The sequence below is a fragment of the Sulfolobus tengchongensis genome (assembly GCF_036967215.1).
Classification (GTDB): domain Archaea; phylum Thermoproteota; class Thermoprotei_A; order Sulfolobales; family Sulfolobaceae; genus Saccharolobus; species Saccharolobus tengchongensis_A.
In genome coordinates this window covers 1,645,371-1,668,273 of record NZ_CP146016.1, presented here as the reverse complement: position 1 = coordinate 1,668,273, position 22,903 = coordinate 1,645,371, and the positions used below count along the sequence as shown (strand labels likewise).

The following is a 22,903-nucleotide window of genomic DNA, read 5'->3' as shown; positions in this document are numbered from 1 at the left end:
AAATCACATTACAATACTGATGACGGGAACCTCGCCACTTAATAGTGGGGAGGAAGTCAAGTTTCACCTGAATAAAGACTATAATAAAACTTATAACGAAGTGATCCTTGCTATCCTCTTAACTCACTATCATTAATGATTTATAGTATTGTAGCAGATTCACACTGTTTCAGGTTTTAACTAGTTGTAGCGTGATTTTCTCTAATATAATATTTTTGATTGGAACCGAGACCGATTAATTTCCATTAAACTTTCTCTCGTTAAGTAGCTGTATATTTCTCTCACTATGAAAAGCGCTGTAATCAAGTATCGAGAACCTCCAACATAGATTATTAAATTGAAAAAATATTATCTATTAATTGATGGTTACATTTTTATCCCTTATGTATTCTGCTACTAAATCGTCATGAACTATAACAGTTTTACATTCGAAACAGTTAAAAATTAATCTAACTCCCACAACCAAAATCTTTTATATTTGAGTTTTCTTATTATTTCTTGGGTTTAAAATATGGTGTTTAAACACATAATTTTAGCATATGATGGATCTGAAAATGCAAAAAGGGCTTTAAATGTAGCGGTAGATTTAGCAAAAAGGTATGAGGCAAAACTTACAATAGTTGAAGTTATAGATACTTCTGTATTAGTTGGAATGGGTCTTGGTCCCGTACCCAGCGAGGTAATAAATCAAATGTACGATAAGGCAAAAAGGGATGTTGAAGAGGCTAAAGAAAAGGCTACTAGCAGTGGAGTTAAGGAAGTAGAAGCTGTAAACATAGAAGGAGACCCTGCATCAGCGTTATTAGACTACGCAGGAAAAGTAGGTGCTGATTTAATAGTTACTGGCAGTAGAGGATTATCTACTGTGAAAAGGCTGTTTCTTGGAAGTGTCTCGTCTAGACTCGTTCATGAGGCCAAAATACCAGTATTAGTAGTTAAGTAAAGATTTTTCTTTGCCTAAATTTTCTATAACATAATAAAGATGCATCTATGAATTTTCATATAAGGTTCCATTAGCCTTAGTATAAATATTTAAGGACATTTTACTTCTTGCCACTAATAGACTAGATGATATATTTAGGGAATTTTATAAGAGAATTAAGGAGAGAAGCGATAATTTGTATTTTTCTAGCAGATTCGAATTACCCCTTAATATCCACGTTGGGACGTAAACGTAAGTTCTACTACTTTATCAATTATAACTAATTAGCATGTTATGGATTCATAGAACTTCATTTATAGTAGTTGCGGTAGCTAAGAAGTCGATTATAATTAGACAAATATAGCTTGTGAAGAAAATTAAGATTCATCTCTAAATTAGCATAGATAGCGTAAAATATTCAGATGCTACACAAACTGCTACAAATACTGATAATCTTGAACTAACTAAGTAGTGTGTGTATCATTTGAAAACTAGACGATAATTCTATGAATAGTTCTGATAGAGAGAATAGCCTCAATTTTCAGAAAATCCACAAACTAACTAACTAAGATACTAAATACTTAAGTAGGACGCAAAAATTTATCATACTACCTAACGTTAAGTTCACGTTTGCTTTTAGAATAACAAACAAGATATCTTGCCTTCTCCTTTTAAAGTCATTTTTAAAATTAACATAAACCCTAAATTGAGGGTTTGATAAATAATCTTTCTAAGGAAGAATTTCAATTCCTTTCTCCTTTGCTATTTTCCTCAACTTTCTATCGTAAGTGGCTAATTTGGCCTTATGATGAATTGCAAAGGAGAGTATCACATAATCGTTAATGTCTTTAAGTGATCCATTATCTTTTTCAAGCATGTCAATGCCCTTTTCAATTATGCCTAAAGTTTCCTGATTTACATTAAAATTTTCCAATTCCCTTAGTTTCGTCTTAACAAAAGATAAGTCCTTTGTTAACTCTATCATAACTTTTATGTACTCATAAACTACAATTTGGGGAATTATAACGTCCTCTCTTTGAATTATTTCTACACTCTTATCAAAGAACTCACTATCGCTTAAAGTTGCATAAACTAAAACATTAGTGTCAACTACTATCATCTTCAAAAACCTTATCTGCAATCTCCTCTATTTCTTCAACACTTACCTTTCTGCCGAGAGAGATCGTAGTCCATGGTTTTTTGTAAGCTTTAATAACAACTTCGTCACCTCTAAGCTCAAATACGACATAATCACCTTCTTTAATGTTAAGCTTTTCCCTTATCTCAGAAGGAATTGTAACTTGGTAATTTCTTGTAACTTTAGAAGCGTATTTCATAGTTAATTCTAGGAATAGTAGATATATAAATCTATCTACTACTCACCATTACAAAAGTCGAGGACAAAAGGCTTCACCTCTAGAGGCTAAGAAATGGATAACAGAGCTAACTACTCGAAAGAGTAGTTCCAACCTAGATAGTTTTAGAATACTCTGTAAAACCTCTATGGTTTTAAAGATAATGCGTTATCTTTATAAACTATGTAGCCATGACAAGAAAAGGGAAGGAGCTAAGCGTTAATAGGGGGTTCAACGACATGTTTTCTACTTAGAGAAGTTTATGAAAAACTACTTGTTGGGTTTTTAGAGCTTTCTACCTCCAGCCACAGAGTAGCTAAGCTTTCTGCTTTCTTCTTAGTAACGCGTTAGCAATTACAAGAATTTAAGCACAAAAAGTGTAGACTCAATATCGAAAACCAACATATTGCAACACGTTGCCTCGTTATACGGTTACATATTATTTGCAAACTATCGTAGTTTAGAATTTTTTACTATAAAAGAATATTTAATTAATATTACCTTTAAAATACATCTCAAACTAGTAGCTAAATTACTTTCGCACAATCATGGTTGGACGTAAGAAAGGGAATATTTTAGTTCTTTTTTTATGATTGTTGTTCATTTAATTCTATACCATTTCTCTCAGCCCATACCTTTACTAGATCGTAACCGTACTTCTTTATAAATTCCTGCCTACCTTCTTTAGTCATCATTAATGGAGTCCATTCAGTTTCTAGATCAAGATCCACTGTTATACTTTTCGCAGGAACTGTTTCTTTTATAACTTGCTCTACAGTGTATTGTAAATCCTCTGTTACGGGGCAAGCTGGAGTTGTAGCGCCTATCCTAGCATATACATCTCCTTCATCGCTAATTTTAAGTTCGTAAATTAATCCTAGATTCACAATATCTATCGGTATTTCAGGGTCATAAACTTGATGCAGGTTTTCCATAATCTTTTTCTTCCACTCTTCTTTGTCTACTTTAACATTTAAACGTTTATTTGAAGCTATATTCATGTGTAACTCTTCATATAAATTGAGTTATATATATCAAGCCTAACCGATAAGGGATTATTGTAGTGGGTTACGTTAACGAGGTCGAGAAATCTTAGCCCTCTACTACGATCTTTAAGTTATTATCAATACCAGAAAATTTTATGAAATCTACGGAAAATCTTAATAACGAGAATAGTATGAAAATTTACAAAAATATCACGAAATATGTACTTTGTGGTGGTTTTCAAAGTTTACGTTACTTTCTGTATTCCCTGTTGAGAACGTAATGATCTAGATAGGTTATAAAATCCACAAACTACAAAATAGCTAATTTCCATCGTTTTCAAAGTGAATTGAAAATATATAAAAAATTTTAAATTATAATTATATCTAAGTTTCTTATAATAATACCCCTATTTAATGTTTTAAATCTATTTCTGGTAATCCCTTAGAGGCAGCTAACATGACTTTTTCATGATCCTCTGGGGAAGGCGAAGGTATTACTATATGAAGTGCCTCCATATACGTCTCTGCTTTTATTCCTCTCTTAACTCCCTTAGGTACAATCACTATTGAACCTTCAGTAATATCAGTTTCTTTACCGTCTACATAAGCTTTCCCTTTACCGTTTATTACGTAGAATATTAGGTCTGAATCTGGAGCGTGCACTGGTATGTATTGGTTAGGTTTAAAAAACACTAAAATGACTCCATATTCACTTCTCCTCAGCACTGGCACTGGCGTAAATGTATCCCCAGTTCTTCTATATTCTGAAATATGTGAAATTATTGGTTGAAGCTTGCTCTTTCTCTTTATCACCTTCAAGATGAAGTCTCCATTAGGAGTTTCTTCTACATTATATTTTTCTATCTGACCTGAAAGAAGTTGTAATAGGTGTGCAGGATAATGATCGGCTATCACAACTAACTCTTCTCCTTCATGCATCTTAGCGAAAGTATCTAATACTAGCTTATGCCTATATTGGGGTTCTATGGATCTTAAATCTAGTTCCATGACTAGAGTTGTATCTTGCCCTTATAAATAGCAAAAGCCTAAGCTATAAGGTCATATTTTGGAAAACCTCAGTTATTTACTAGATTATTCCTCAATGAGGCTAAAATTTTAGGCTATTCATTTAATTATCAGAGAACTAACAACCTTTCATATGGCAAAGCAGTCAGAATATTTATTTTGGATACTACCTGACGGTGCCAAACAAGAATTAATTGAAAATATTCTTAAGGAATTAGAAAAGAGAGAAGTTGCAATAATGATAGTTATTAGTAGGGAACCTGCTAAATTACTTCATAAGATAAGGTATGCTGATATAGTTGCTAAAAGACTTAACAAAAATAAATGGCTTGTGGAAATAATTAAAAGGAAAGATCATCTGTCATCATCGTAGAGAATAAAAATCACGATACTTCTAGTATTATCTTACCATCTCTCTCTTTGTCGTATATACTGTTTATTGCATCTCTTCCCTCATCTAAAGTGAAAGTCTTCCAAACTTTTATTTTGCATTCTTTACACAATTCCATTAGTTCTAATAAATCTTTTCTATTTCCTCTAAAAATTCCCATAATTATTTGATGTGATAGGTATAACCTTCGTAGATCTAACTTAACTTCTGCACCAGTTATATCTCCAAATGTGACAAGACGTCCCTTATTACCTAAGACTGAAAATCCCTTTTCCCAAAATGCAGACCCTAAACTATTTACAACTACATCTGCCATTTTATTATTAGTATAATTTTTTACAACCTCTTCCACATTCTCGTATCCTACTACTACATCTGCGCCTAGTTCTTTTAACCAATTTTTCCTACTAACTGCAATAACTTTAGCACCCATTTTCCTTCCTAATTGTACGAGAAATTGACCTGTACCTCCACTGGCGCCGAACACTACTAAAGTTTCTCCTGCGTGAAGTTTGGCTTCTTTTAAGGAGTGATACGCTGTTAGTCCAGAAACGGGTAAACTACTAGCTACTTTCCAATCATATTCTTCCGGCAGTTTAAATACGTATTTTTCTTCTAACGATATTAATTCTGCCATTCCACCATTTGTTTCTATGCCTATTCTGCCTCCATTTCTACATATGGTTTCATATCCCTCCATGCACATATCACATGTACCGTCAAAAATGCTACCGAATATGGTCACTTTATCACCAACTTTAACAGATTTGACATGTTCTCCGACTTTTTCTACTACTCCAGCAAACTCTACTCCTGGAATATGGGGAATTGGATTCACGTTTAGAAGCGTTACAGTTAGGTAATCCACTGGACTAACGCCAACATTTTTTACTCTTATCAAGACATCATGTGATCTAACTTCAGGGTCTTTGTATTCAGCTATTTTGATATCATCTACGATTCTCCTTTCGAAGACTAAGGCCTTCATAATATGATAATGATAGATGGCAATGGTTTTATGTTAATACCCTTATATTTTAGGTTCACGTTTTAAATATTTTAAAAATTAACTTCTTTTTGGTGAATACATGAGTTACAATGAATTTGCAAAAAACTTCAGGGATGAACACAGAAGAATAAGGGATACAATTCTTGAGTTAAGCTTAGCAATAAATGAAGGAAGAATAAATGAGGCTAGAGAACTTTTAGTTAGATTGGACCAGCTAACTGGACCACATTTCAGATATGAAGAGGAAGCTATGTATCCTGCTCTAGTTAAATTCTTGGGTAAAAAGAATGTTGAAAAACTCTTCAAGGAACATGATGGTGCGATAGAAACTGCTAATACTCTTAAGAACTTGTTAAGCAAAGACAAGTTAAACAACGAGGAAAAAGAAAAGGCAGTTGACTTAACTCTCGGTCTCCTACCACATGTGACAGATTGTGAAGGGCTAACACTATTCGTGGAAAAAATGCCGGATCATCAAGTCAAAAACATTCTCGAGAGCAGAGAGAAAGCGATGAAAGAAAATCTACCTCTCACTAAGTGGTCTACAACTATTAGAAAAAGACCACAACTTTGATTTTTATTTCCCTCAAAAAGTTTCTCTTTTTTTCTTAATTTTAGATTTAGTGTATGTAATATCTGAATTATCTCTTTGCGAAGTATATATTTGTTTCACTAAATTTCCTCTAGACTAAACTCATTAGACTACACGCTACGCCACGCGAACTGCGCTCACCAAGAAATCAGCAATCATAACGTGATAAAGCCAAAACTTCAAAAAAAGTAGCTTGAAGAACACCCCTAGCACGAATCCCATGACCAAAAATTTACAGCAGATATCACAACCTCAACCACCATCTCCTACCACGACCCCTCCTCCAATCACGTGACGACTCCTTATCTAGAATTGTATCACGCCCTCCTCGACTAATTGATTCTTAGAAAATGTGATAGGTTTCAATTTAACTAGTATAACATATTGATTAACGTGAATACAATCAAAATCCCCCATAAGAGGGCTGTGATTACATGTTCTATATCGAAATTTTCAATGAAAAATTTTTATCTTATCTAGCTAATCAAAAAGCTTTTAATTATATAATTTTATATAATTACATATGGTGCATACAACAATAAGTGTCAGTGAAGACGTGAAGAAGGAACTAGAGAGATTAAAAAGAAAAATGGAAGTAGAACTGGGAAGAACATTAAGTTGGGATGACTTCTTCTCAGAGCTTATTAAAGAAAGAACAGAGAAAGAAAAGAAGGATAAGAAACTAATCCTTTCTGATGAAGAAGCTGAAATTCTTTTACGTTTAACTGAAGAAGGAAGGAGATCATGGAGGAGAAATGCTTAGATACTGATGCATTAATTTTGATTTACAAAAAGGATATTGTTGAAAAATTCGAAGGGTATTATATAACTTGTATAACTCTTTTTGAATTCTTAAGAGGAATAGCCGTGAAAACTGTTTTCTTTTTACCATAAAGTTCTTATATTTTGTGAACAAAATCCTTTTACAATACTTACACCAAAATAAGAAAGACTAGAAATATCATACAAACAAAACCTTAACAAGAATACATGAAAAAAAGAAAAGGGGTAATAATAACACCAGTAAAAAGATTAGACAAGAACTAAATCTCACCAACAATACTTTCACCCCACTCTCTGAGAATTATATAACACTAGAAATCATAAAAAGGAAAAAGTGAGAAAAAAATGCCAAAGAACTTAAGAATCAAAACATTCCAACCAGAAATACAATACCTACACCTAACATACACAATAAAAAACAATGAGAGGGAGAAAAGCAAAGAGTTAATACAAGCATACAAACACCTACTAAACAAAGGAATAAAATACGTGTTCTCAAGAATAGTAATAAGAAAGGAGAAAAAGAGAGTGAAAGTATCCCTACCAAAAAAGAAAGAAATATACAAGGAACTAAGAGAACACTTAATGAAGGAAAACAAACACAACCTAGCAAAACACTACGTTGATCAAGCAATACACGATGCTTATTCAATCCTAGAATCATGGAGAAGAAGATTTGAAAAAGGAAAAGCTAAATTAAAACCACCACTAGTAAAGAAAGCCTACGTAAGAGTAAAAACAACACTAAGAAAAATTATAGGAAAAAGCGTTAGGATAACAGTCAAACCTCACGAATACATCACATACTCTTGGAATAAAACGTGGTTCTCAAAGAGGGTTAATGACTTTGAACTAACAGAACCAATAATCAAGGAAGATAAAGTGTATTTAGTCTTCAGAAAGAAACTACAAACAACAACACCCCTAGAAGTTGTTGCCTTTGACTCAAACTTATTCTCCCTAGATGGTTATGATGGAGAGAAGTTCGTAACAGTTTCACTGAAACAACTTTATTCCTTGAAGTATGGTATGCAGAGGAAGAGGAGTAAGATTCAATCAGTAGCTTCTAAGAAATTTAGGATTGGGAGGAGGTTGTTGGGTAAGTACTCTCATCGTGAGAGGAATAGGGTTAATGATTTGATTCACAAATTGGCTAATCTTATTCTTAACCTTTACAATAATCACGTCCTAGTTTTTGAAAAGCTTAACAAACAAGAGATGTTTGAGGATGCTGGTGATTCTCTCTCAAGGAAATTGTCTAGGGCTGTTTGGGGTAGGTTGTTGAGTGTGTTGAAGTATAAGGCTTCGTTGTATAATTGTAGGGTTGTTGAGGTAAACCCGCGTTTTACGTCTAGGTCTTGCCCCAGATGTGGATGGGTTAATTCCCGAATGGTTGGCAAGACCTTTAGGTGTGGGAAATGTGGATTCACTTTGGATAGGCAATTTAATGCATCTCTTAACATTTTCAAGAGGTATTTGAGGAAATTTAACCTTAAGATGTGGGGGTTTCCTCACCCTTTTAGGGTGAGTGGGGTTATCCCCCTAATGGGACGGAGAGGGATGAGCATACGCGACTTCGGTGAACTCCAAGGGTCGAAAATTGAATACAAAATATATGAAATTCAATGAGACCCAAACCCCTATCTAGGAAAAAACGTGACAGAGTATAAAAAGGATATTGAGTCAAACTTCAGAATACTCTGTTTAGATAATGAGAGTGTTAAGATAAGTTCAAGGATTTATGCAGAATTAAAAAGAAAAGGAGAATTAATTGATGATCCCGATCTAATTATAGGAAGCATCTGTATTGCAAACAAACTCTCTCTAGTAACTAATAACGTAAAACATTATGAAAGACTGAAAGAGTTTGGATTGAAGGTGATTTTAGCTAATGAGTTGATATAATAGATTATTAAAGGTTATATCTTACATAAATGCGGGCAGAAAGCTTACCCTTCAATGCAGAGCGAGCATACACGCAAAAATTTAAATCGTGAATCAATGAAAAATCACTTAGGCTAAGGGGAGCGTTGGAGTGCAGTCATGAAAATTAGTATGTAATGCGCTAAAAATAAAAAACGTAAAGAAATTGTATGCACGAAAAGTCATTTCGTGTAAATATTCAAATACTTATATAGTATTCTCTCGGCAAGTATTACAAGATACATAGAAGATTAAACGGATTACAACTTAGCTTTTATTATTTGTCGATTTTCATGAATACAATCCAACATTACCACACTCTCATGGGTATGCAAAATTTTTGATAGTAAAGATTTATTACTGAACGCTCCCCAATTATTTTTCCGTTATACTGACGTTATTTTTTACTTATAGTTAAACATTTATCGAGGATTTTATGAAAATTATTATTGATGTTAGATATTTATTTCTCTCAAAAAGGTTTCTCTTTTTTCCTAATTTTAGATAAGCTATATCTTCTATAAACGATATAAGGTCTCCATAAGTATGTCACGGGAAACGTAAAGACATGAACTAGTCTTGAGAAGGGCCATATTGCATACAATAGGAATGATAAAGCAACATGAACCTGTAATATTAAAGGTGCTTGAGTCATTAAGACTGGATTGGGATGGAATGTTATAAGTCCTTGGAACCATGGCGCAACAGTAGCTTCATAATTTGGATGCACTACCAGTGTATTATAGAGTCCAGTTATTAGCACTAAAACTAGTATTATGTATACTAAGTGATCTGTGACCGATAATGAATCAACGGCCTTAGTAAAATATGAAATTGCTAATAGCCATATTAGTCCTATTATGGTTATTATTCCAAATGTTGCTCCCAAATAAAATGCCAAAGCTATATGTAAACTATACGATATTCCTATTGCTAGTAGTGCTGAAGCTGGTAAGGCTATTCCGAATAAATGTCCTAAAAGTACTATAACTATACCATAATGGAAAAGGTTAGATGCATAGGAATGTGTACGTTTTGAAAGAAGTTGGAGTGATCTGGCAGACCAGTAATACCTCCTTGTTAAATACGTGTAAATATAGCCTGAGAAAAATATAGTAATTGATATATAAGGATAAATTACCCAAAACAGATCATTCATTTTGATTCCCTCCATAAAGTTCTAGATAAGCCAACTTGATGAGAGGATAAAAAATAGAGTTCTTCTCTTTAAGTCTATTCAAAATAATACTAATAGGTCTTTGTAATATTTTCTTTACTTCATCATCATTATTAGCACTCAAATATTTTAATAGTACTGGTAGATAATCAGGTAATTCTTTACCATTCATTTTAATTCTCTCTTTTAGCCAAGCTAGTAATAGACCTCTCTTAGCCGGTTTTATTCTTTCTTTTTCTTCTCCAGTTATATAATAAGTTATATATAAGGTAATATAATCATTATTATCAAAAGTACTGACATAGATTTCTTCAAGATCTAGTTCATTATATACGGAAATGCTCTCCAAGAATTCTAGTAGAAATTGCTTATGAGGTGATGATATCTGACTTATGGAATTGATAATTTCCTTCCTCCTCCCTATCCATGAGGTTGGATATTCCAATAATTCCGCAGTAATTTCCAGTAGGTTCATTTTCTCCTCAACCTCAAATCTCTTCTTGAAGTATGTTCTAACCCTCTATTGCCTTGAATGTATTCTGGGGCTAATGTTTCCTCAAATATGCTTAAAGCCTTCTCCTTATGTGCAGTAGGAATTACGAATCTATCTTCCAACCTAGCTATAGCTAAGACCTTATACATCTCTTCAAGATCCTCTTCTGTTAATGAAGTTTCTTTAATTACTCTTTCATCAATTTTCTTGCCTAATCTTTTCTGCCTCATATAAATTCTTAAACCAATCAATTTTTTCAATGCTTCCTTTATTTTTTCAGTATCACCCGCAGTAAACATATTGGCTAAGTATTCTATTGGTATCCTCATATGATCTACGATAGGGAAGAATTCCTCATCACTTTTCACCCTTATATTCTCCACTAAAGGACTTAAAGGTGGAATATACCATATCATTGGGAGTGTTCTGAATTCTGGATGTAATGGCAAAGCTATTTTCCAAACTTTAATCATCTTATATACTGGAGTTCTTTGAGCTGCTTCTATGAAATCATCAGTTATCCCATTCTCTTTAGCATTCTTTATAACGTTTTCATCGAAAGGATTTTGAATTATCTCTAGATGTCTGTCAATTATTTCCTTAGGATCCCTAGCTGATGCAGCCCATTCCACTCTATCTGCATCGTATAACACTACGCCTAGATATCTAATCCTTCCAACACATTCATGGAAACATGCTGGAATTTGACCAGTCTCTAATCTGGGATAGCACAATATACACTTTTCGGCCTTTCCCGTTACCCAGTTATAATATACTTTCTTATATGGACATGCGGCAACACAAAATCTCCATCCACGACACTTATTTTGATCATTCAAAACTATTCCATCTTCTTCTCTCTTATACATAGCCCCTGCAGGACAAGCCGCAACACAGGCTGGGTTTAAACAATGATTGCATATTCTAGGTAAATACATCATAAAGGCATTTTCGAAATCAGTCTTTATCTTATTCTCTAACTTTTTGATATTAGGATCCTTCAAAATAGCTTCAGAACCACCAGCTAAATCATCGTTCCAATTAGGTCCTAATCTTATCTCCATTTTTTTACCACTTACAAGTGATATTGGCTCTGCAACCGGTTGTTTATCGCTTTGCGTAGCACTGATTAAATTATCATAGGTAAACGTGAATGGTTCAAAATAATCGTCAATTGTGGGCAAATATGGATTGTGAAATAGTTCCAGTAATCTAGCTATTCTTCCACCTATGGCTAACTTTAATTTACCATCTCTAGTTAAAATCCAACCTCCTCTGTACTTTTCTTGATCTTCCCATTCTAATGGATATCCGGGACCAGGCCTAGTTTCAACGTTATTCCAATACATATATTCTGTGCCATCTCTGTTAGTCCACAAATTCTTACATGCTACTGTACACGCATTACAACCTAAGCATTTATCTAAATTGAATACACCCATAAATTGAGCTAATATTTTCATTTTACTCCAACCTCCTTATTGAAACTATTGTATCTCTTTGCGTACCAACGGGACCATAATAATTTAAAGCGAAAGAAAATTGGGCGTAACCTCCAATTAGCCATGTCGGTTTTATGTGAACCCTCGTTACCGCATTATGAGATCCACTCATCTTTCCGTTTTTAGATTCCTTAACGTAAATTGTTCTCTCTTGTGCGTGATACATGATTACCGTACCTCTAGGAATTCTATTAGAAACCACCGCTCTTGTGACTATTATACCGTTCTCATTAAACACTTCTACCCAATCATTATCCTTAACTCCTATAGATTTAGCGTCATCCTCATTTATCCAAATTACTGGACCGCCCCTAAATAACGTTAACATTCTCAAATTATCCATAAAAGTTGAGTGTATTTGCCATTTCCCATGAGGAGTTAAGTATCTAGCGATCAAAACTCCGTCAGTATTAGTTGTTTTTACAATTTCCAATGGTGGTTTATATACCGGCAATTGTTCCCCTTCTTCTCTGATCAGTATGTGATCAAGGTAAAAGTGCTGCCTACCAGATAAAGTTCTCCATGGCACATAATATTCAACGTTAAAAGTAAACGCTGAGTACGTCCTATTTCCTTTGACTATTCCGGATTCTATAGGACTATCTATTACTCTACGAGGTTGGGCTATTATATCGTTAAATGTAATCTTTATCTCTTCTATTCCTTCACTTAAATCTCTAAAATCTAGCCCGGTCTTATCTTCCAAATATTTGTACTCTCTGACAGAGACCTCACCATTTGTTGAACCGCTTAGCCTTAATATAGCCTCTGCTACTTTTTTATCCTCATCAATAAGTGGTCTATCATCCAAACTACCTAAAAACTCCTTTAACTCTTCATATTCTTTGGAATAGTTGTTTTCTATACCGAAATACATTAATTTTTTCTCTTTAACGAGAGGTCCTAAGGTTATCATCATTTCATAAACTTTTGAATAGTCTCTCTCTACTAGAATTATTTTACCCATATTCTTACCTGGAGTTAATTTCTCTTCCATTAAAACTTGGGCCTCAGGATCAGTCAACATGGGATAAGCTATCTCATCTGCTGTATCATGCAAGAGTGGAACATAAACCACATCAGTAACTTTTCTATCGAAGTATTTGGAAGCCATCTCAGAGAACTTCTTGGCTAAATTTACGAAAATTTTCCAATCACTTTTAGCTTCCCACGGAGGATCTATAGCGGGAGTGAATGGATGAACGAACGTATGCATATCGGTTGAGCTAATGTCATACTTTTCATACCAAGTTGCAGCAGGTAAAACTATATCCGAATATAATGCAGTACTGTCCATTCTGAAGTTCAGATCAATCAAAAGGTCTAACTTGCCTTCAGGCGCTGGATCTCTCCATCTTATATTTTTAACGTAATTTTTAGCTACTTCATCTCTATTCTCAACTGAATTTTCAGTACCCAACAGATGCTTTAAGAAATATTCGCTACCTTTTCCACTAGAAAATAACAGATTAGATCTCCATACGAACAATATTCTAGGAAAATTAATTGGATTATCAATATCAGCGACTGCGAATGAAATATCTTTTTTCTCTAACTTGTTTATTACCTCATCTACGCTATTGCCAACATGTAAAGGATTTGTATTAAACTGGGGATAGAGGGGCTGCCAACCCTTTTCCACTGATAGCCTAACGTAGTCTGCAGGATGTGTATACATAGTCTTTCCAACGGCTAGCTTATCCATTAGGACCTCGTCATACCTCCATTGATCTGTATGCATGTAAACCCATAGCCCAGTACTTTGCCACCTAGTTGCAGGAACCCAATCTCTAGCGAAAGCTATTGTGTTCCAACCTTCTATGGGTCTAACTTTTTCTTGCCCAACATAATGTGCCCAACCTCCCCCATTAACTCCGATTGCGCCAATTAACATTAAAATAGTTATGATTGCACGATAAATTAGATCACTATGGAACCAATGATTCGTTCCAGCACCTACCAAAACTAAAGATTTACCCTTTGTCTCTTCTGCGTTTTGAGCAAACTCCCTAGCTACTTGAATAACTAATTCTCTTGGAACTCCAGTAATTTTCTCCTGCCAAGCAGGAGTGTAAGGTACTTCGTCATCATAGTTTTCTGGATATCCTTTTAGTCCTTCTCTTTTTACGCCCAGATTAGCTAATAGTAGGTCAAAGACAGTAGTTATGTAAACATTTTTACCTTTTGTCGTTTTGATAACCTTAACTGGGACTTCTCTTTCTATGTAACCTTTCTCATCAAATCTAGGAAAACTTACACTCACCACCTTATCATGGATACCTAAAAATGTCAACGCTGGTTCTATATCCTTTCCAGTTATGCTATCCTTAAGTTCTAGATTCCATTTCTTATCGTTGGACCATCTAAAACCTATACTGCCATTTGGTATAGAAAAACTATTACTATTCAAATCAAATACTACTAATTTCCAATCGCCCTTATCGACTGATGCTATATCAGAAGCCCTTAGATATCTTCCTGGTACTAACCTTCCATCCTCTTCCTCTAATATCACTAAGAAAGGTGCATCTGTGTACTTTTTAATGTAATTTTTAAAGTATTCCACTTCTCTATCCACATGAAACTCTTTAGCTATCACATGAGCCATTGCTAATGCCAATGCTCCATCAGTTCCCGGTTTAGGATGTATCCATAAATCGGCGAATTTAACGTATTCTGCGTAGTCTGGTGCAATTGCAACTATTTTAGTACCTCTGTACCTTACTTCAGTATAGAAATGGGCATCAGGCGTTCTTGTTTGAGGTATGTTAGTTCCCCAATCAATGATATATGTAGAATTATACCAATCTGCACTCTCTGGAACATCAGTTTGCTCTCCCCAAACTTGAGGCGAAGCTATTGGTAAATCGGCGTACCAATCATAGAAACTCATTACTACTCCTCCTATTAATGAAAGAAATCTAGTTCCTGCAGAATAACTTACCATGGACATAGCTGGAATCGGAGTGAAGCCAAATATTCTATCCGGACCATATTTTTTTATGGTGTAAATGAGTGCAGCGGAAATTAATTCATATACTTCTTCCCATGATGCTCTAACAAAACCACCTTTACCTCTAGCCTTTTTATATTGCATTGACTTTTCAGGATTTTCTACGATATTTTCCCACGCTTTTACTGGATCTTTTATCCTTTGAAGTTCTTCTCTCCAAAGTTCTAGTAAGGCTCTCCTAACATAAGGGTATTTAATCCTATGCGGAGAATATTCATACCATGAAAAACTGGCTCCTCTAGGACATCCTCTTGGTTCGTAGGGAGGAATTTCAGGATTAATAATTGGATAATCTAAAGCTTGCATTTCAGTTATTATAATACCATCCTTAACATAGATCATCCAACTACAAGAACCTGTACAATTAACCCCATGCGTACTTCTGACGACTTTATCATACTGCCATCTATTTCTGTAAAATTGCTCCCAATCTCTTCCTCCTTTTTCAAATTTTTGCCAAGTCATTTTTTCACCCCATGACTTTAAATTCGAAATAAATTACTCATTTTTATTACCTCCAATTTTCCATAATGTAACAGAAAGAGCTACTGAGACTATACCTAAAATTGTAAATACAGTAAATGCGTATGGAAAATTAGTTGCACTTGCAATATATCCCATTACAGGTGGAATTAGTAATCCTCCAGCAGAACCTAAACCACCTACTAGCCCAGAAGCACCACTGACAGCTTTTGGTGAATACCTAGGAACTAGCTTATAAACTGCTCCATTGGCTATACCCATTCCTATGGCCATAATTATCTCTGCTGATACGGATATTGGTATTGAGTAAGCCATGATGAAAACTATACTTCCTAAAATCATTATGATATACGAAATCAAGGCAACTTTTTCACCTCCAAACTTATCTGAGGACCATCCACCGAAGATTCTTATTAATGCTGTCACTAGAGAATATACTACTCCAGTCAATATACCGGCTTCTACTGAAGTTACATGCATGAAGCTCTTCCAGTATGTGGGTAACCACTCAGTTAAAGCCTCAAAACCGCCGAAAGATGTCAAATACATTATAACCAATGCCCAAACTCTAGGATCTTTACTAGCATTCTTTAATGATTCTGATAAGGAACCAGAAGGTACAATCTCAAAGCCAGCAGCTTTCAATAAATTTTGAGCCTCGTCTTTGTTCTTACCACACCTTTTTATGCAAGTAATATATAAGGGATCTAACGAAATGAGAGCATAAATGATGATCATTAAAGCTAAAAATGAGGCCCATGCAATGTAAGCGTTCACAAGTCCTAAAGACGCTAAAGCGAATGGTAAAATTGCAGTAAATATTCCCGGTGCAGAATTTCCTATACCAGCAAAAATTCCTAAAGCTGTTCCTTGTTTACGTTGAGGGAAGAAGTAAGAAACGTATGTAATTCCACTAGAAAACGTTGAGATTGAGGTACCAGCGATTGCACCAAAAAGTAATAACATATAATAAGCTGTCGTGTGCGGTAAAGTATTAATTTGTTTAAGGGTATATGCAATTCCTACCATACCTAGAAACCCTATTACTAGCTGTGTAAATAGAGTCCAACGACCATATTTATCAACCAATAAAGAAAACGGTATTCTCAAAAGTGAGCCGGTAACGATAGGTATCGCTACTAACCATGAAATCTCGACTAAGTTCAAGTGTAATATAGGACCAACTTTAAGTACAGTAGTACCAAAGAGAGCAACTGCTGCAAACCCTGCGAAAAAAGCTAGTGTGCCAGCAGTAAGTGCTCTATTACTTACGTTTTTATATTTTTTAATTACTTCAACTTCACTTACTTGAACTTTTTTAATCATAATTATCGCTACGAACTAGGAATTGTTTATATATAAGTCACTAGCCTAATCTATGAGTAGAAATGTTTTTATACAAGAGATATAATTAACAGTTATATAAAAATATAACAAAATCTATATAATCGGATACAACAATAGTATTTAAACTACTTTTATAAGATCTTATATACATTTATAGTATCTTGTACATAAAGGTGATCATACCTTCACTAATTTCTTAAAATTCAAAAATATTTATGATCCTACACGATTTATATTAGGGGATCACTAGAAATAATTGCCTAAATCAATTATGTTAAGTCTAATATTATGGTCAATATTGGTAATGCTTTACGTTATAATAACAGTTTTAATAATGGCTAGACTATCATTATACAAAATAAGTCCATCAGAGCTCGTTCCCTCTTACTGGATAAACTTTGGTGCTGGCGCAATTTCAACTTTTGCTGGATTTGAATTATTAAGCCAAGCGAAAATACAACTTATATCTGATATTCGCCTTTTCTTTTAGGTGTTTCCATACTATTATGGGGATGGGAAACTTGGTGGTATATCATTATACTAGCTTTTGGTTTCTGGAGACATTTTATACATAAGTATAATTTGAAGTACGATCCATTATTCTGGAGTGCCGTATTCGTTTCTGGCACGTAAACTAGGACAACAATCGATGTTAATACGGTATTTCATAGTATTATAATTACATACCTAATTTACATAGCATTCAGTGTCGCAATTTTCTTTCTAATATTCACTACAATAAATCTCGTACTTTATCCTAGATCACGCTAAATCATACTGACAAACAATACCAATAAGTAGAGCATCTCAAAAGCTTCATAAATTCCATAATACTTTATCCTTTCTGTAGAATATAGTTTGCCCAAGTACCCTATGATGTAAAGAATTCCACCGGCAATATGTACTACAAGGTAGAAATAGAGTATTACCAATAAGGGTAATATTATATGTGAATAAAACACCGCTACGATTATGTAAAAAACCATCTCGTAAAATGCTACGAAATTCCCAATCGATCTGGGAAACGTTCTCTTTAAAAAGGATATTATGGAACCTATTAAGTGTATTATTATCATTGCAAGCGTCAAGTAAAGCAAAATCATTGTTATAACTCATATAATTTAAACTATTAAGAGCGTTTGCCTAAGATATTAGGGTATCTAAGATTTTCTAATCCATTAATGCTTTATTGTTTTATGAATACCCATTGGTATCATTTACTTTTCGGGATTTTTCAAAATTTAAGTTGATATTTACAGTCTCGTTATTGTAAGAACATTGTATTAATCTAACCAATTTACGAAATCATATAAAACGGTTACTCCTTACATCATAGGTTATTCCATGAAATTATATACGAAGTGAAGGACTGAGGCTTAAATTCATTACCTTTGATACCTAAAACGTTAGGTTAAAGCTTTTATTTTAGGAAGAGAAAAAGTTGAAAATGGCTAGTAATTGGTCATTGAAAATTTACGGATTAGTTGAAAAGCAACTTAATTTATCGTTAGATGATATACGTAAACTTCCAGTAGTTACTATTACTTTCGATTTCAGATGTGTTGAAGGCTGGGTTATAGAAAATTCTGAATGGCAAGGAGTAAGGGTAAGGGACGTATTATCATTAGCTAAACCCCTTAGCAATGCTAAATATAGTATCTTTAAGTCCGGAGACTATACTATAACGTTAGAGTTAAATAAGGCATTAAACGATAATGTCATATTAGCTTACGCATACAAGGGAGAGTTATTAACAGAGAAACGAGGTGGTCCAGTAAGGTTAGTGTTTCCATTCCAACAATGTTATGAAAGTGTAAAATGGTTGTCGGAAATAGAGATAACTGATAAATATAGAGAGTCTACAGGAAAGAGGATAGCTTTGAGTAGAATAGGTAAAGGCCCATGAAATTTACAATCGAGATTGAGCCAATACCTCCATTTAATTTAGTTTATACTGCATGGTTGCTTAAAAGGAGTAGTAAAAATCTACTGGAACATATAGAGGGCAATAGTTATATAAGAAGTTTAACGATAGACGCTACTCCAGTCTTAGTAAAGGTCACACAAATTAATCTTTCACGAGGTTCTTCTATAAATATTGAATTACATGCTGATTCTGAATACGAGGCAGAAAAGGTTGTCAAAACAATTGAAAAAATGGTTGGAATGTACGTTGATTTGTACAGATTTTATAATATCTCAACAAATAATAATCAACTCAAATTCCTAGTAAACAAGTTTATTGGAGCGAAACCTGTAGTATTTCCAACAATTTTCGAAACGTTAGTTAACGCAATAACTTGCCAGCAAGTTTCATTAGAGTCATGTTTAACCATATTGAGTAGATTAGTGGTAAAATTAGGAGAGAAGATAAAGGAAAACGATAAAATATTCTACAGCTTTCCAGACCCAATAAAACTGTCAAAGTCCAGTGAGGAAGAATTAAGGTCGATAGGTTACAGTAGGCCAAAAATTAGGTACATTAAGCAAATTGCGACGAAGTTTTCAGATAACGAGCTAAGCGAAGAGAAGCTAAATACTCTCAGTGATGATGACATTATAAGCGTTTTCAGCAAATTAAAGGGTATAGGTAAGTGGTCTTTAGACTACATTTTACTTAGAGGGTATGGAAAATTAAACGTCTTTCCAACGGGGGATGTGGGAGCTCAAAATAAGATTAGAAAATTCTTTAATTTGAGTTACACTCCTAACGATAAGCAAATAGATGAAATGCTTAAACCTTGGTCGAACTATAAAGGTCTTGTATACTTCTACTTGCTATTAGCAAGTCTAGAGGAGAAGGGTATTTTGAAAACTAAGAATCCCACCTCTCTCTCTTTATAATATCCTTATTGCTTTATATAGATTGAATAGTTTAAAAGTGTTGTAGATTGGAGGAAAAGTAAGTTATTTTGTCCCAGAATCACTTTATATATTATTTACAAGTTAAGCGTTAATCTTCATGATATTTCATGTGCGCAACGGATAATTACTTTTTAGAGTTTTCCCATTAAGCTCTACTGGCTTAAACATAAATTGTGAAAAATAAGTTAGGGAGAAAGTTTAAATAATATGACACGAATATCATTTTTATGCAAAAACGTGTATTATTAAAATGTGAAATCTGCAGTCAAGTATTTTCTAGTAATTCACTATATTATCAGCATAAGGTCCTTCAGCACTCTGATTATAAGCCATTAGTAAGAGAGGATGGTTACGAATGTCCTATCTGTCATGAAAAGAGAAAAAGAGTAGAAAGCTTACTTACTCACATTGGACTGCATCACTTATCTAATAAACCTATAAGGGTAGAAGCATAGGGTTATAGAAACGTAATTAAATTCTTTTTCTCTACCTAATCTATTAGCCTATCTATTTTTAAAGTGATAATGGAACATAATCATATGATAAAAGTAAAAAGAGTTTATGAACCTATAGAAAGAGATGATGGAATAAGAGTTCTAGTGGATAGGTTATGGCCTAGAGGTATTAGAAAGGATCAGATAGATTTATGGCTTAGGGACTTAGCTCCAAGTGAGGAATTACGAAAGTGGTACAATCATGATGAAAGTAAATGGGAGGAATTTAAACGAAAATATTTTGAAGAACTTAGTAAGAACCCAAAGATAGATGTGCTATTACAACTAATTAAAAAAGGTGGTAACATAACCCTGCTTTACGCTTCTAAATCTCCATATAATAATGCAGTCGCTTTAAAGGAGTTTATAGAAAAGATATTAAAAGTTCAGTAACGAATTCTTAGTATATGTTTAAGACACCATTTGAAGCGACAATTTTAGTAGAGGACCATCCATGTGAAGTAATGAAAATAATATCGTTGACCGGTCTTAAGGCTAATGTCGAAAATGTTAAATTAGGAGATAGTACTACTGATCATATAGTATTATTTGAGAATGAGATAAAAAAGGAAGATATAGTGAAGCTTAAATCAAACAGTATTAAAGTATTAAGACTTAATGACAATAAAGTTTGGGTTAGGACTAATGGATGCGCTGTCTGTAGAGTTCTCTATAATTCAGATGTAGTTGTAGAGAAAATAAAAGTTGTTAAAGAGAGGACTCTACTTTATACTCTTTTAGTTCCTAACACTTCTTCATTGAAGGAATTTCTAGCTAAGCTTTCAAGCCAGGGTATTAAGGTAACAGTATTAGATACATCAGAGATACCTAGCAACGAGCTGACTGAAAGACAAATGGAAATACTGAAACTGGCTTATAAGTTGGGCTACTTTAATGACGAGAGAGGGATATCTTTAACTGAATTAGCCGAAAAATTAGGCATTTCAACACCAACGCTAGAGGAGATATTACGTAGGGCACTAAGAAAAGTTGTCAAATATTATTTGGATAAAATAGGATAAATTTATTAAAAAAAGAAAGAAATAAAATAAAAATATTTAGAAAAATGATTTATGCTCATATAGAGTTTGTAACTGTATAGGTGTTATTTTCCACGTTATATTGAACTGTTTCGCAGCTTGTATAAGTAAATCTAAATTGTTAACATCCCACTCACAGATTGCAGTTTTAGATTCATGAGAAATACTTACTTTTTCCAGTTTCATTCCTTTAGGAAGTTTCTTGTTCTTTGCCATACTAACTAATTGATTGAAGAAATTCGATACCATATCTTTCTGATTATCTTCCCATTGGTGGATTACTGTTACTTTCATATTATTTCTTTTGAAAAAAGTAGTATTTATATTTTATTGTTGATTTTCATCTTACTTAACTTCTTAGAACTGTTCGGTGAACTACTCTATCCTCAAGGAAGGAGCATCCCCACCTTGCATATATTTTCATCCCCTTAACCCACAGAGTGTTAAAGAATCCTCACTGCTAACGATTGCTTCATTATTTAGTGAAGGTATTCGTCATCTTACCTGACCTATTAAATTTACGTAACTGCTATTGTAGCTGCTTGTATCTTTTTATATTTGAAAACCTTGTATAATCTTTTCTACTACCTCATTATTGACCTTAATTATTAGGGGTTTGATATAATAATTTCAATAAATAAGGTAGTTTGATGCTCAAGTCAATAAAAATGTTAAAGGAAGAGCATGAAGTAATACTAAAAGCATTGAACATTCTAAATACGATTGAAGTTAAAGATGATACTATTGATGATATTAAAAGTATAATACGTTTCATAAAGAATTTCGTTGATGACTGCCACCATGTTAAGGAAGAGAAAGCTCTATTTTATTTTCTGGAACAAAAAGGCCTAGCTGGAGGACCTATTCACGTAATGGTGTATGAACATAATAAGCTAAGGGATTTAATAGCTCAAATTGAAACGAGGTATAAGGAATACGATGAATTACGTAAGAGTTTAGATAGTCTTATTTCCCTGTTAGCTGAACATATCGATAAGGAGAATACGGTATTATTCCCCATGACAGAAAATTTGATAACTATCGAAGAGGATAATTTAATATATGAAGAGTTCGAAAGAATAGAGGAAAATTTTGGTTTAGAGAGACATAAAGAATATGTTAATCTGGTAAACTCGCTTTACACTAAATACAATAAAACGTCTTTATGATTGTTTTGTGGGGTATTTGTAAGATATCTGTTTAGAACGTTCTTTTTACTACTGAGAGGATGTAAAAAATTGACGTAAGTTTTGAAAAACTCCACAAAGTACTTGATGATGGATAGGTTTTTGTTATAGTCTTTTTCATTGAAATTGAGACCGATTAATTTCCATCATACTTTCTCTCGTTAAGTAATTGTAAACGATGTTTCCTCTGACTATGAAAAGCATTACATTTGTAAACTCTAAGGTTAATAGGTATTTTTTCAAAATTTACATTGTGCTCATAGTTTGTGGATTTTCTGAAAATTGAGGCTATTCTCATTATCAAGACTATTCATA

Annotated in this window: 26 protein-coding genes; 14 read left to right on the top strand and 12 right to left on the bottom strand. The window is 33.7% G+C overall.

Annotated features, from left to right (window positions below):
• Positions 1-511 precede the first annotated feature (511 nt).
• Complete coding sequence (locus V6M85_RS08000; protein ID WP_338598602.1) at positions 512-943, top strand: universal stress protein; 432 nt, start codon at positions 512-514, stop codon at positions 941-943.
• A 709-nt stretch (positions 944-1,652) separates the two neighbouring features.
• On the opposite strand, the gene V6M85_RS07995 is transcribed toward V6M85_RS08000, so the two are convergent.
• The 4 genes from V6M85_RS07995 to V6M85_RS07980 all read right to left on the bottom strand — a co-directional run bounded on the left by V6M85_RS07995 (position 1,653) and on the right by V6M85_RS07980 (position 4,271).
• The gene (locus V6M85_RS07995) at positions 1,653-2,042 is read right to left on the bottom strand and encodes a PIN domain-containing protein (RefSeq protein ID WP_338598601.1); all 390 of its coding nucleotides are present in this window, start codon (positions 2,040-2,042) and stop codon (positions 1,653-1,655) included.
• Positions 2,029-2,259, bottom strand: a complete 231-nt coding sequence (locus tag V6M85_RS07990; protein ID WP_338598599.1) for an AbrB/MazE/SpoVT family DNA-binding domain-containing protein — start codon at positions 2,257-2,259, stop codon at positions 2,029-2,031. Before V6M85_RS07990 ends, V6M85_RS07995 begins: the two co-directional genes overlap by 14 nt.
• Positions 2,260-2,864: 605 nt before the next feature.
• On the bottom strand, positions 2,865-3,278 hold the full coding sequence (locus V6M85_RS07985; RefSeq protein WP_338598597.1) for a metal-sulfur cluster assembly factor: 414 nt from the start codon (positions 3,276-3,278) through the stop codon (positions 2,865-2,867).
• A gap of 396 nt (positions 3,279-3,674) precedes the next feature.
• Complete coding sequence (locus tag V6M85_RS07980) at positions 3,675-4,271, bottom strand: DUF2249 domain-containing protein (RefSeq protein WP_338598596.1); 597 nt, start codon at positions 4,269-4,271, stop codon at positions 3,675-3,677.
• Positions 4,272-4,422: 151 nt separating this feature from the next.
• On the opposite strand from V6M85_RS07980, the gene V6M85_RS07975 reads away from it, so the two are divergent.
• Positions 4,423-4,662, top strand: a complete 240-nt coding sequence (locus tag V6M85_RS07975) for a hypothetical protein (RefSeq protein ID WP_338598595.1) — start codon at positions 4,423-4,425, stop codon at positions 4,660-4,662.
• 10 nt (positions 4,663-4,672) lie between these two features.
• Here the strand turns inward: V6M85_RS07975 and V6M85_RS07970 are convergent, their stop codons facing one another.
• Positions 4,673-5,668: an alcohol dehydrogenase catalytic domain-containing protein gene (locus V6M85_RS07970; RefSeq protein WP_338598594.1), complete on the bottom strand. Its 996-nt coding sequence runs from the start codon at positions 5,666-5,668 to the stop codon at positions 4,673-4,675.
• 100 nt (positions 5,669-5,768) lie between these two features.
• Between V6M85_RS07970 and V6M85_RS07965 the strand changes: the two genes are divergently transcribed.
• The 5 genes from V6M85_RS07965 to V6M85_RS07945 all read left to right on the top strand — a co-directional run bounded on the left by V6M85_RS07965 (position 5,769) and on the right by V6M85_RS07945 (position 8,969).
• On the top strand, positions 5,769-6,263 hold the full coding sequence (locus V6M85_RS07965; protein ID WP_338598592.1) for a hemerythrin domain-containing protein: 495 nt from the start codon (positions 5,769-5,771) through the stop codon (positions 6,261-6,263).
• A gap of 541 nt (positions 6,264-6,804) precedes the next feature.
• Positions 6,805-7,044 (top strand): VapB-type antitoxin, encoded by a 240-nt coding sequence (locus tag V6M85_RS07960; RefSeq protein WP_338598591.1) that lies wholly within the window; start codon positions 6,805-6,807, stop codon positions 7,042-7,044.
• Positions 7,026-7,175, top strand: coding sequence for a hypothetical protein (locus V6M85_RS07955; protein ID WP_338598590.1), 150 nt, complete (start codon positions 7,026-7,028; stop codon positions 7,173-7,175). Before V6M85_RS07960 ends, V6M85_RS07955 begins: the two co-directional genes overlap by 19 nt.
• A gap of 234 nt (positions 7,176-7,409) precedes the next feature.
• On the top strand, positions 7,410-8,693 hold the full coding sequence (locus V6M85_RS07950; protein WP_338598589.1) for a transposase: 1,284 nt from the start codon (positions 7,410-7,412) through the stop codon (positions 8,691-8,693).
• A 27-nt stretch (positions 8,694-8,720) separates the two neighbouring features.
• Positions 8,721-8,969 carry a hypothetical protein gene (locus V6M85_RS07945; RefSeq protein WP_338598587.1) on the top strand — a complete coding sequence of 83 codons (249 nt, stop codon included), beginning with the start codon at positions 8,721-8,723 and terminating at the stop codon, positions 8,967-8,969.
• A gap of 490 nt (positions 8,970-9,459) precedes the next feature.
• Here V6M85_RS07945 and narI read toward each other — a convergent pair whose 3' ends face one another.
• Genes narI through V6M85_RS07920 form a run of 5 tightly spaced genes read right to left on the bottom strand, consistent with a single transcriptional unit; the run spans position 9,460 to position 16,981 of the window.
• The gene (narI, locus tag V6M85_RS07940) at positions 9,460-10,146 is read right to left on the bottom strand and encodes a respiratory nitrate reductase subunit gamma (RefSeq protein WP_338598585.1); all 687 of its coding nucleotides are present in this window, start codon (positions 10,144-10,146) and stop codon (positions 9,460-9,462) included.
• Entirely contained in the window at positions 10,139-10,639 is a 501-nt protein-coding gene (gene narJ, locus V6M85_RS07935) for a nitrate reductase molybdenum cofactor assembly chaperone (protein ID WP_338598584.1), read from the bottom strand. The genes narI and narJ overlap by 8 nt, the downstream gene beginning before the upstream one ends.
• Positions 10,636-12,120: a nitrate reductase subunit beta gene (gene narH, locus V6M85_RS07930; RefSeq protein ID WP_338598583.1), complete on the bottom strand. Its 1,485-nt coding sequence runs from the start codon at positions 12,118-12,120 to the stop codon at positions 10,636-10,638. The genes narJ and narH overlap by 4 nt, the downstream gene beginning before the upstream one ends.
• 1 nt (position 12,121) lies before the next feature.
• Positions 12,122-15,637, bottom strand: coding sequence for a nitrate reductase subunit alpha (locus V6M85_RS07925; protein ID WP_338598582.1), 3,516 nt, complete (start codon positions 15,635-15,637; stop codon positions 12,122-12,124).
• A 33-nt stretch (positions 15,638-15,670) separates the two neighbouring features.
• Positions 15,671-16,981 carry an MFS transporter gene (locus V6M85_RS07920; RefSeq protein ID WP_338598581.1) on the bottom strand — a complete coding sequence of 437 codons (1,311 nt, stop codon included), beginning with the start codon at positions 16,979-16,981 and terminating at the stop codon, positions 15,671-15,673.
• A 277-nt stretch (positions 16,982-17,258) separates the two neighbouring features.
• On the opposite strand from V6M85_RS07920, the gene V6M85_RS07915 reads away from it, so the two are divergent.
• Complete coding sequence (locus V6M85_RS07915; RefSeq protein ID WP_338598580.1) at positions 17,259-17,492, top strand: hypothetical protein; 234 nt, start codon at positions 17,259-17,261, stop codon at positions 17,490-17,492.
• Between the two features lie 277 nt (positions 17,493-17,769).
• Here V6M85_RS07915 and V6M85_RS07910 read toward each other — a convergent pair whose 3' ends face one another.
• A complete protein-coding gene (locus V6M85_RS07910) occupies positions 17,770-18,105 on the bottom strand; it encodes a hypothetical protein (RefSeq protein WP_338598579.1) in 336 nt (111 codons plus the stop codon).
• A gap of 344 nt (positions 18,106-18,449) precedes the next feature.
• Between V6M85_RS07910 and V6M85_RS07905 the strand changes: the two genes are divergently transcribed.
• The 5 genes from V6M85_RS07905 (at position 18,450) to V6M85_RS07885 (ending at position 21,383) form a co-directional block, all read left to right on the top strand.
• On the top strand, positions 18,450-18,908 hold the full coding sequence (locus V6M85_RS07905; protein WP_338598578.1) for a molybdopterin-dependent oxidoreductase: 459 nt from the start codon (positions 18,450-18,452) through the stop codon (positions 18,906-18,908).
• Positions 18,905-19,846, top strand: coding sequence for a hypothetical protein (locus tag V6M85_RS07900; protein ID WP_338598577.1), 942 nt, complete (start codon positions 18,905-18,907; stop codon positions 19,844-19,846). Before V6M85_RS07905 ends, V6M85_RS07900 begins: the two co-directional genes overlap by 4 nt.
• Before the next feature lie 248 nt (positions 19,847-20,094).
• Positions 20,095-20,322, top strand: coding sequence for a C2H2-type zinc finger protein (locus V6M85_RS07895; protein ID WP_338598576.1), 228 nt, complete (start codon positions 20,095-20,097; stop codon positions 20,320-20,322).
• An 84-nt stretch (positions 20,323-20,406) separates the two neighbouring features.
• Positions 20,407-20,754: a DUF488 domain-containing protein gene (locus V6M85_RS07890; protein ID WP_338598575.1), complete on the top strand. Its 348-nt coding sequence runs from the start codon at positions 20,407-20,409 to the stop codon at positions 20,752-20,754.
• A 14-nt stretch (positions 20,755-20,768) separates the two neighbouring features.
• Entirely contained in the window at positions 20,769-21,383 is a 615-nt protein-coding gene (locus V6M85_RS07885) for a helix-turn-helix domain-containing protein (protein WP_338598573.1), read from the top strand.
• 36 nt (positions 21,384-21,419) lie between these two features.
• Here V6M85_RS07885 and V6M85_RS07880 read toward each other — a convergent pair whose 3' ends face one another.
• Positions 21,420-21,695, bottom strand: coding sequence for a hypothetical protein (locus V6M85_RS07880; protein WP_338598571.1), 276 nt, complete (start codon positions 21,693-21,695; stop codon positions 21,420-21,422).
• A 356-nt stretch (positions 21,696-22,051) separates the two neighbouring features.
• Here V6M85_RS07880 and V6M85_RS07875 point away from each other — a divergent pair, with 356 nt between their 5' ends.
• Entirely contained in the window at positions 22,052-22,570 is a 519-nt protein-coding gene (locus V6M85_RS07875; protein WP_338598570.1) for a hemerythrin domain-containing protein, read from the top strand.
• The last annotated feature ends 333 nt before the right edge of the window (positions 22,571-22,903 follow it).

Bases quoted from the DNA above. Each gene is read 5' to 3' on its own strand.
- narH (WP_338598583.1), bottom strand. From the start codon at position 12,120: ATGAAAATATTAGCTCAATTTATGGGTGTATTCAATTTAGATAAATGC.
- V6M85_RS07995 (WP_338598601.1), bottom strand. From the start codon at position 2,042: ATGATAGTAGTTGACACTAATGTTTTAGTTTATGCAACTTTAAGCGAT.
- V6M85_RS07985 (WP_338598597.1), bottom strand. From the start codon at position 3,278: ATGAATATAGCTTCAAATAAACGTTTAAATGTTAAAGTAGACAAAGAA.
- V6M85_RS07970 (WP_338598594.1), bottom strand. From the start codon at position 5,668: ATGAAGGCCTTAGTCTTCGAAAGGAGAATCGTAGATGATATCAAAATA.
- V6M85_RS08000 (WP_338598602.1), top strand. From the start codon at position 512: ATGGTGTTTAAACACATAATTTTAGCATATGATGGATCTGAAAATGCA.
- V6M85_RS07955 (WP_338598590.1), top strand. From the start codon at position 7,026: ATGGAGGAGAAATGCTTAGATACTGATGCATTAATTTTGATTTACAAA.
- V6M85_RS07920 (WP_338598581.1), bottom strand. From the start codon at position 16,981: ATGATTAAAAAAGTTCAAGTAAGTGAAGTTGAAGTAATTAAAAAATAT.
- V6M85_RS07965 (WP_338598592.1), top strand. From the start codon at position 5,769: ATGAGTTACAATGAATTTGCAAAAAACTTCAGGGATGAACACAGAAGA.
- V6M85_RS07990 (WP_338598599.1), bottom strand. From the start codon at position 2,259: ATGAAATACGCTTCTAAAGTTACAAGAAATTACCAAGTTACAATTCCT.
- V6M85_RS07875 (WP_338598570.1), top strand. From the start codon at position 22,052: ATGCTCAAGTCAATAAAAATGTTAAAGGAAGAGCATGAAGTAATACTA.
- V6M85_RS07880 (WP_338598571.1), bottom strand. From the start codon at position 21,695: ATGAAAGTAACAGTAATCCACCAATGGGAAGATAATCAGAAAGATATG.
- V6M85_RS07960 (WP_338598591.1), top strand. From the start codon at position 6,805: ATGGTGCATACAACAATAAGTGTCAGTGAAGACGTGAAGAAGGAACTA.
- V6M85_RS07950 (WP_338598589.1), top strand. From the start codon at position 7,410: ATGCCAAAGAACTTAAGAATCAAAACATTCCAACCAGAAATACAATAC.
- V6M85_RS07925 (WP_338598582.1), bottom strand. From the start codon at position 15,637: ATGACTTGGCAAAAATTTGAAAAAGGAGGAAGAGATTGGGAGCAATTT.
- narJ (WP_338598584.1), bottom strand. From the start codon at position 10,639: ATGAACCTACTGGAAATTACTGCGGAATTATTGGAATATCCAACCTCA.
- V6M85_RS07905 (WP_338598578.1), top strand. From the start codon at position 18,450: ATGGCTAGTAATTGGTCATTGAAAATTTACGGATTAGTTGAAAAGCAA.
- V6M85_RS07885 (WP_338598573.1), top strand. From the start codon at position 20,769: ATGTTTAAGACACCATTTGAAGCGACAATTTTAGTAGAGGACCATCCA.
- V6M85_RS07900 (WP_338598577.1), top strand. From the start codon at position 18,905: ATGAAATTTACAATCGAGATTGAGCCAATACCTCCATTTAATTTAGTT.
- V6M85_RS07910 (WP_338598579.1), bottom strand. From the start codon at position 18,105: ATGATTTTGCTTTACTTGACGCTTGCAATGATAATAATACACTTAATA.
- V6M85_RS07895 (WP_338598576.1), top strand. From the start codon at position 20,095: ATGCAAAAACGTGTATTATTAAAATGTGAAATCTGCAGTCAAGTATTT.
- V6M85_RS07980 (WP_338598596.1), bottom strand. From the start codon at position 4,271: ATGGAACTAGATTTAAGATCCATAGAACCCCAATATAGGCATAAGCTA.
- narI (WP_338598585.1), bottom strand. From the start codon at position 10,146: ATGAATGATCTGTTTTGGGTAATTTATCCTTATATATCAATTACTATA.
- V6M85_RS07975 (WP_338598595.1), top strand. From the start codon at position 4,423: ATGGCAAAGCAGTCAGAATATTTATTTTGGATACTACCTGACGGTGCC.
- V6M85_RS07890 (WP_338598575.1), top strand. From the start codon at position 20,407: ATGATAAAAGTAAAAAGAGTTTATGAACCTATAGAAAGAGATGATGGA.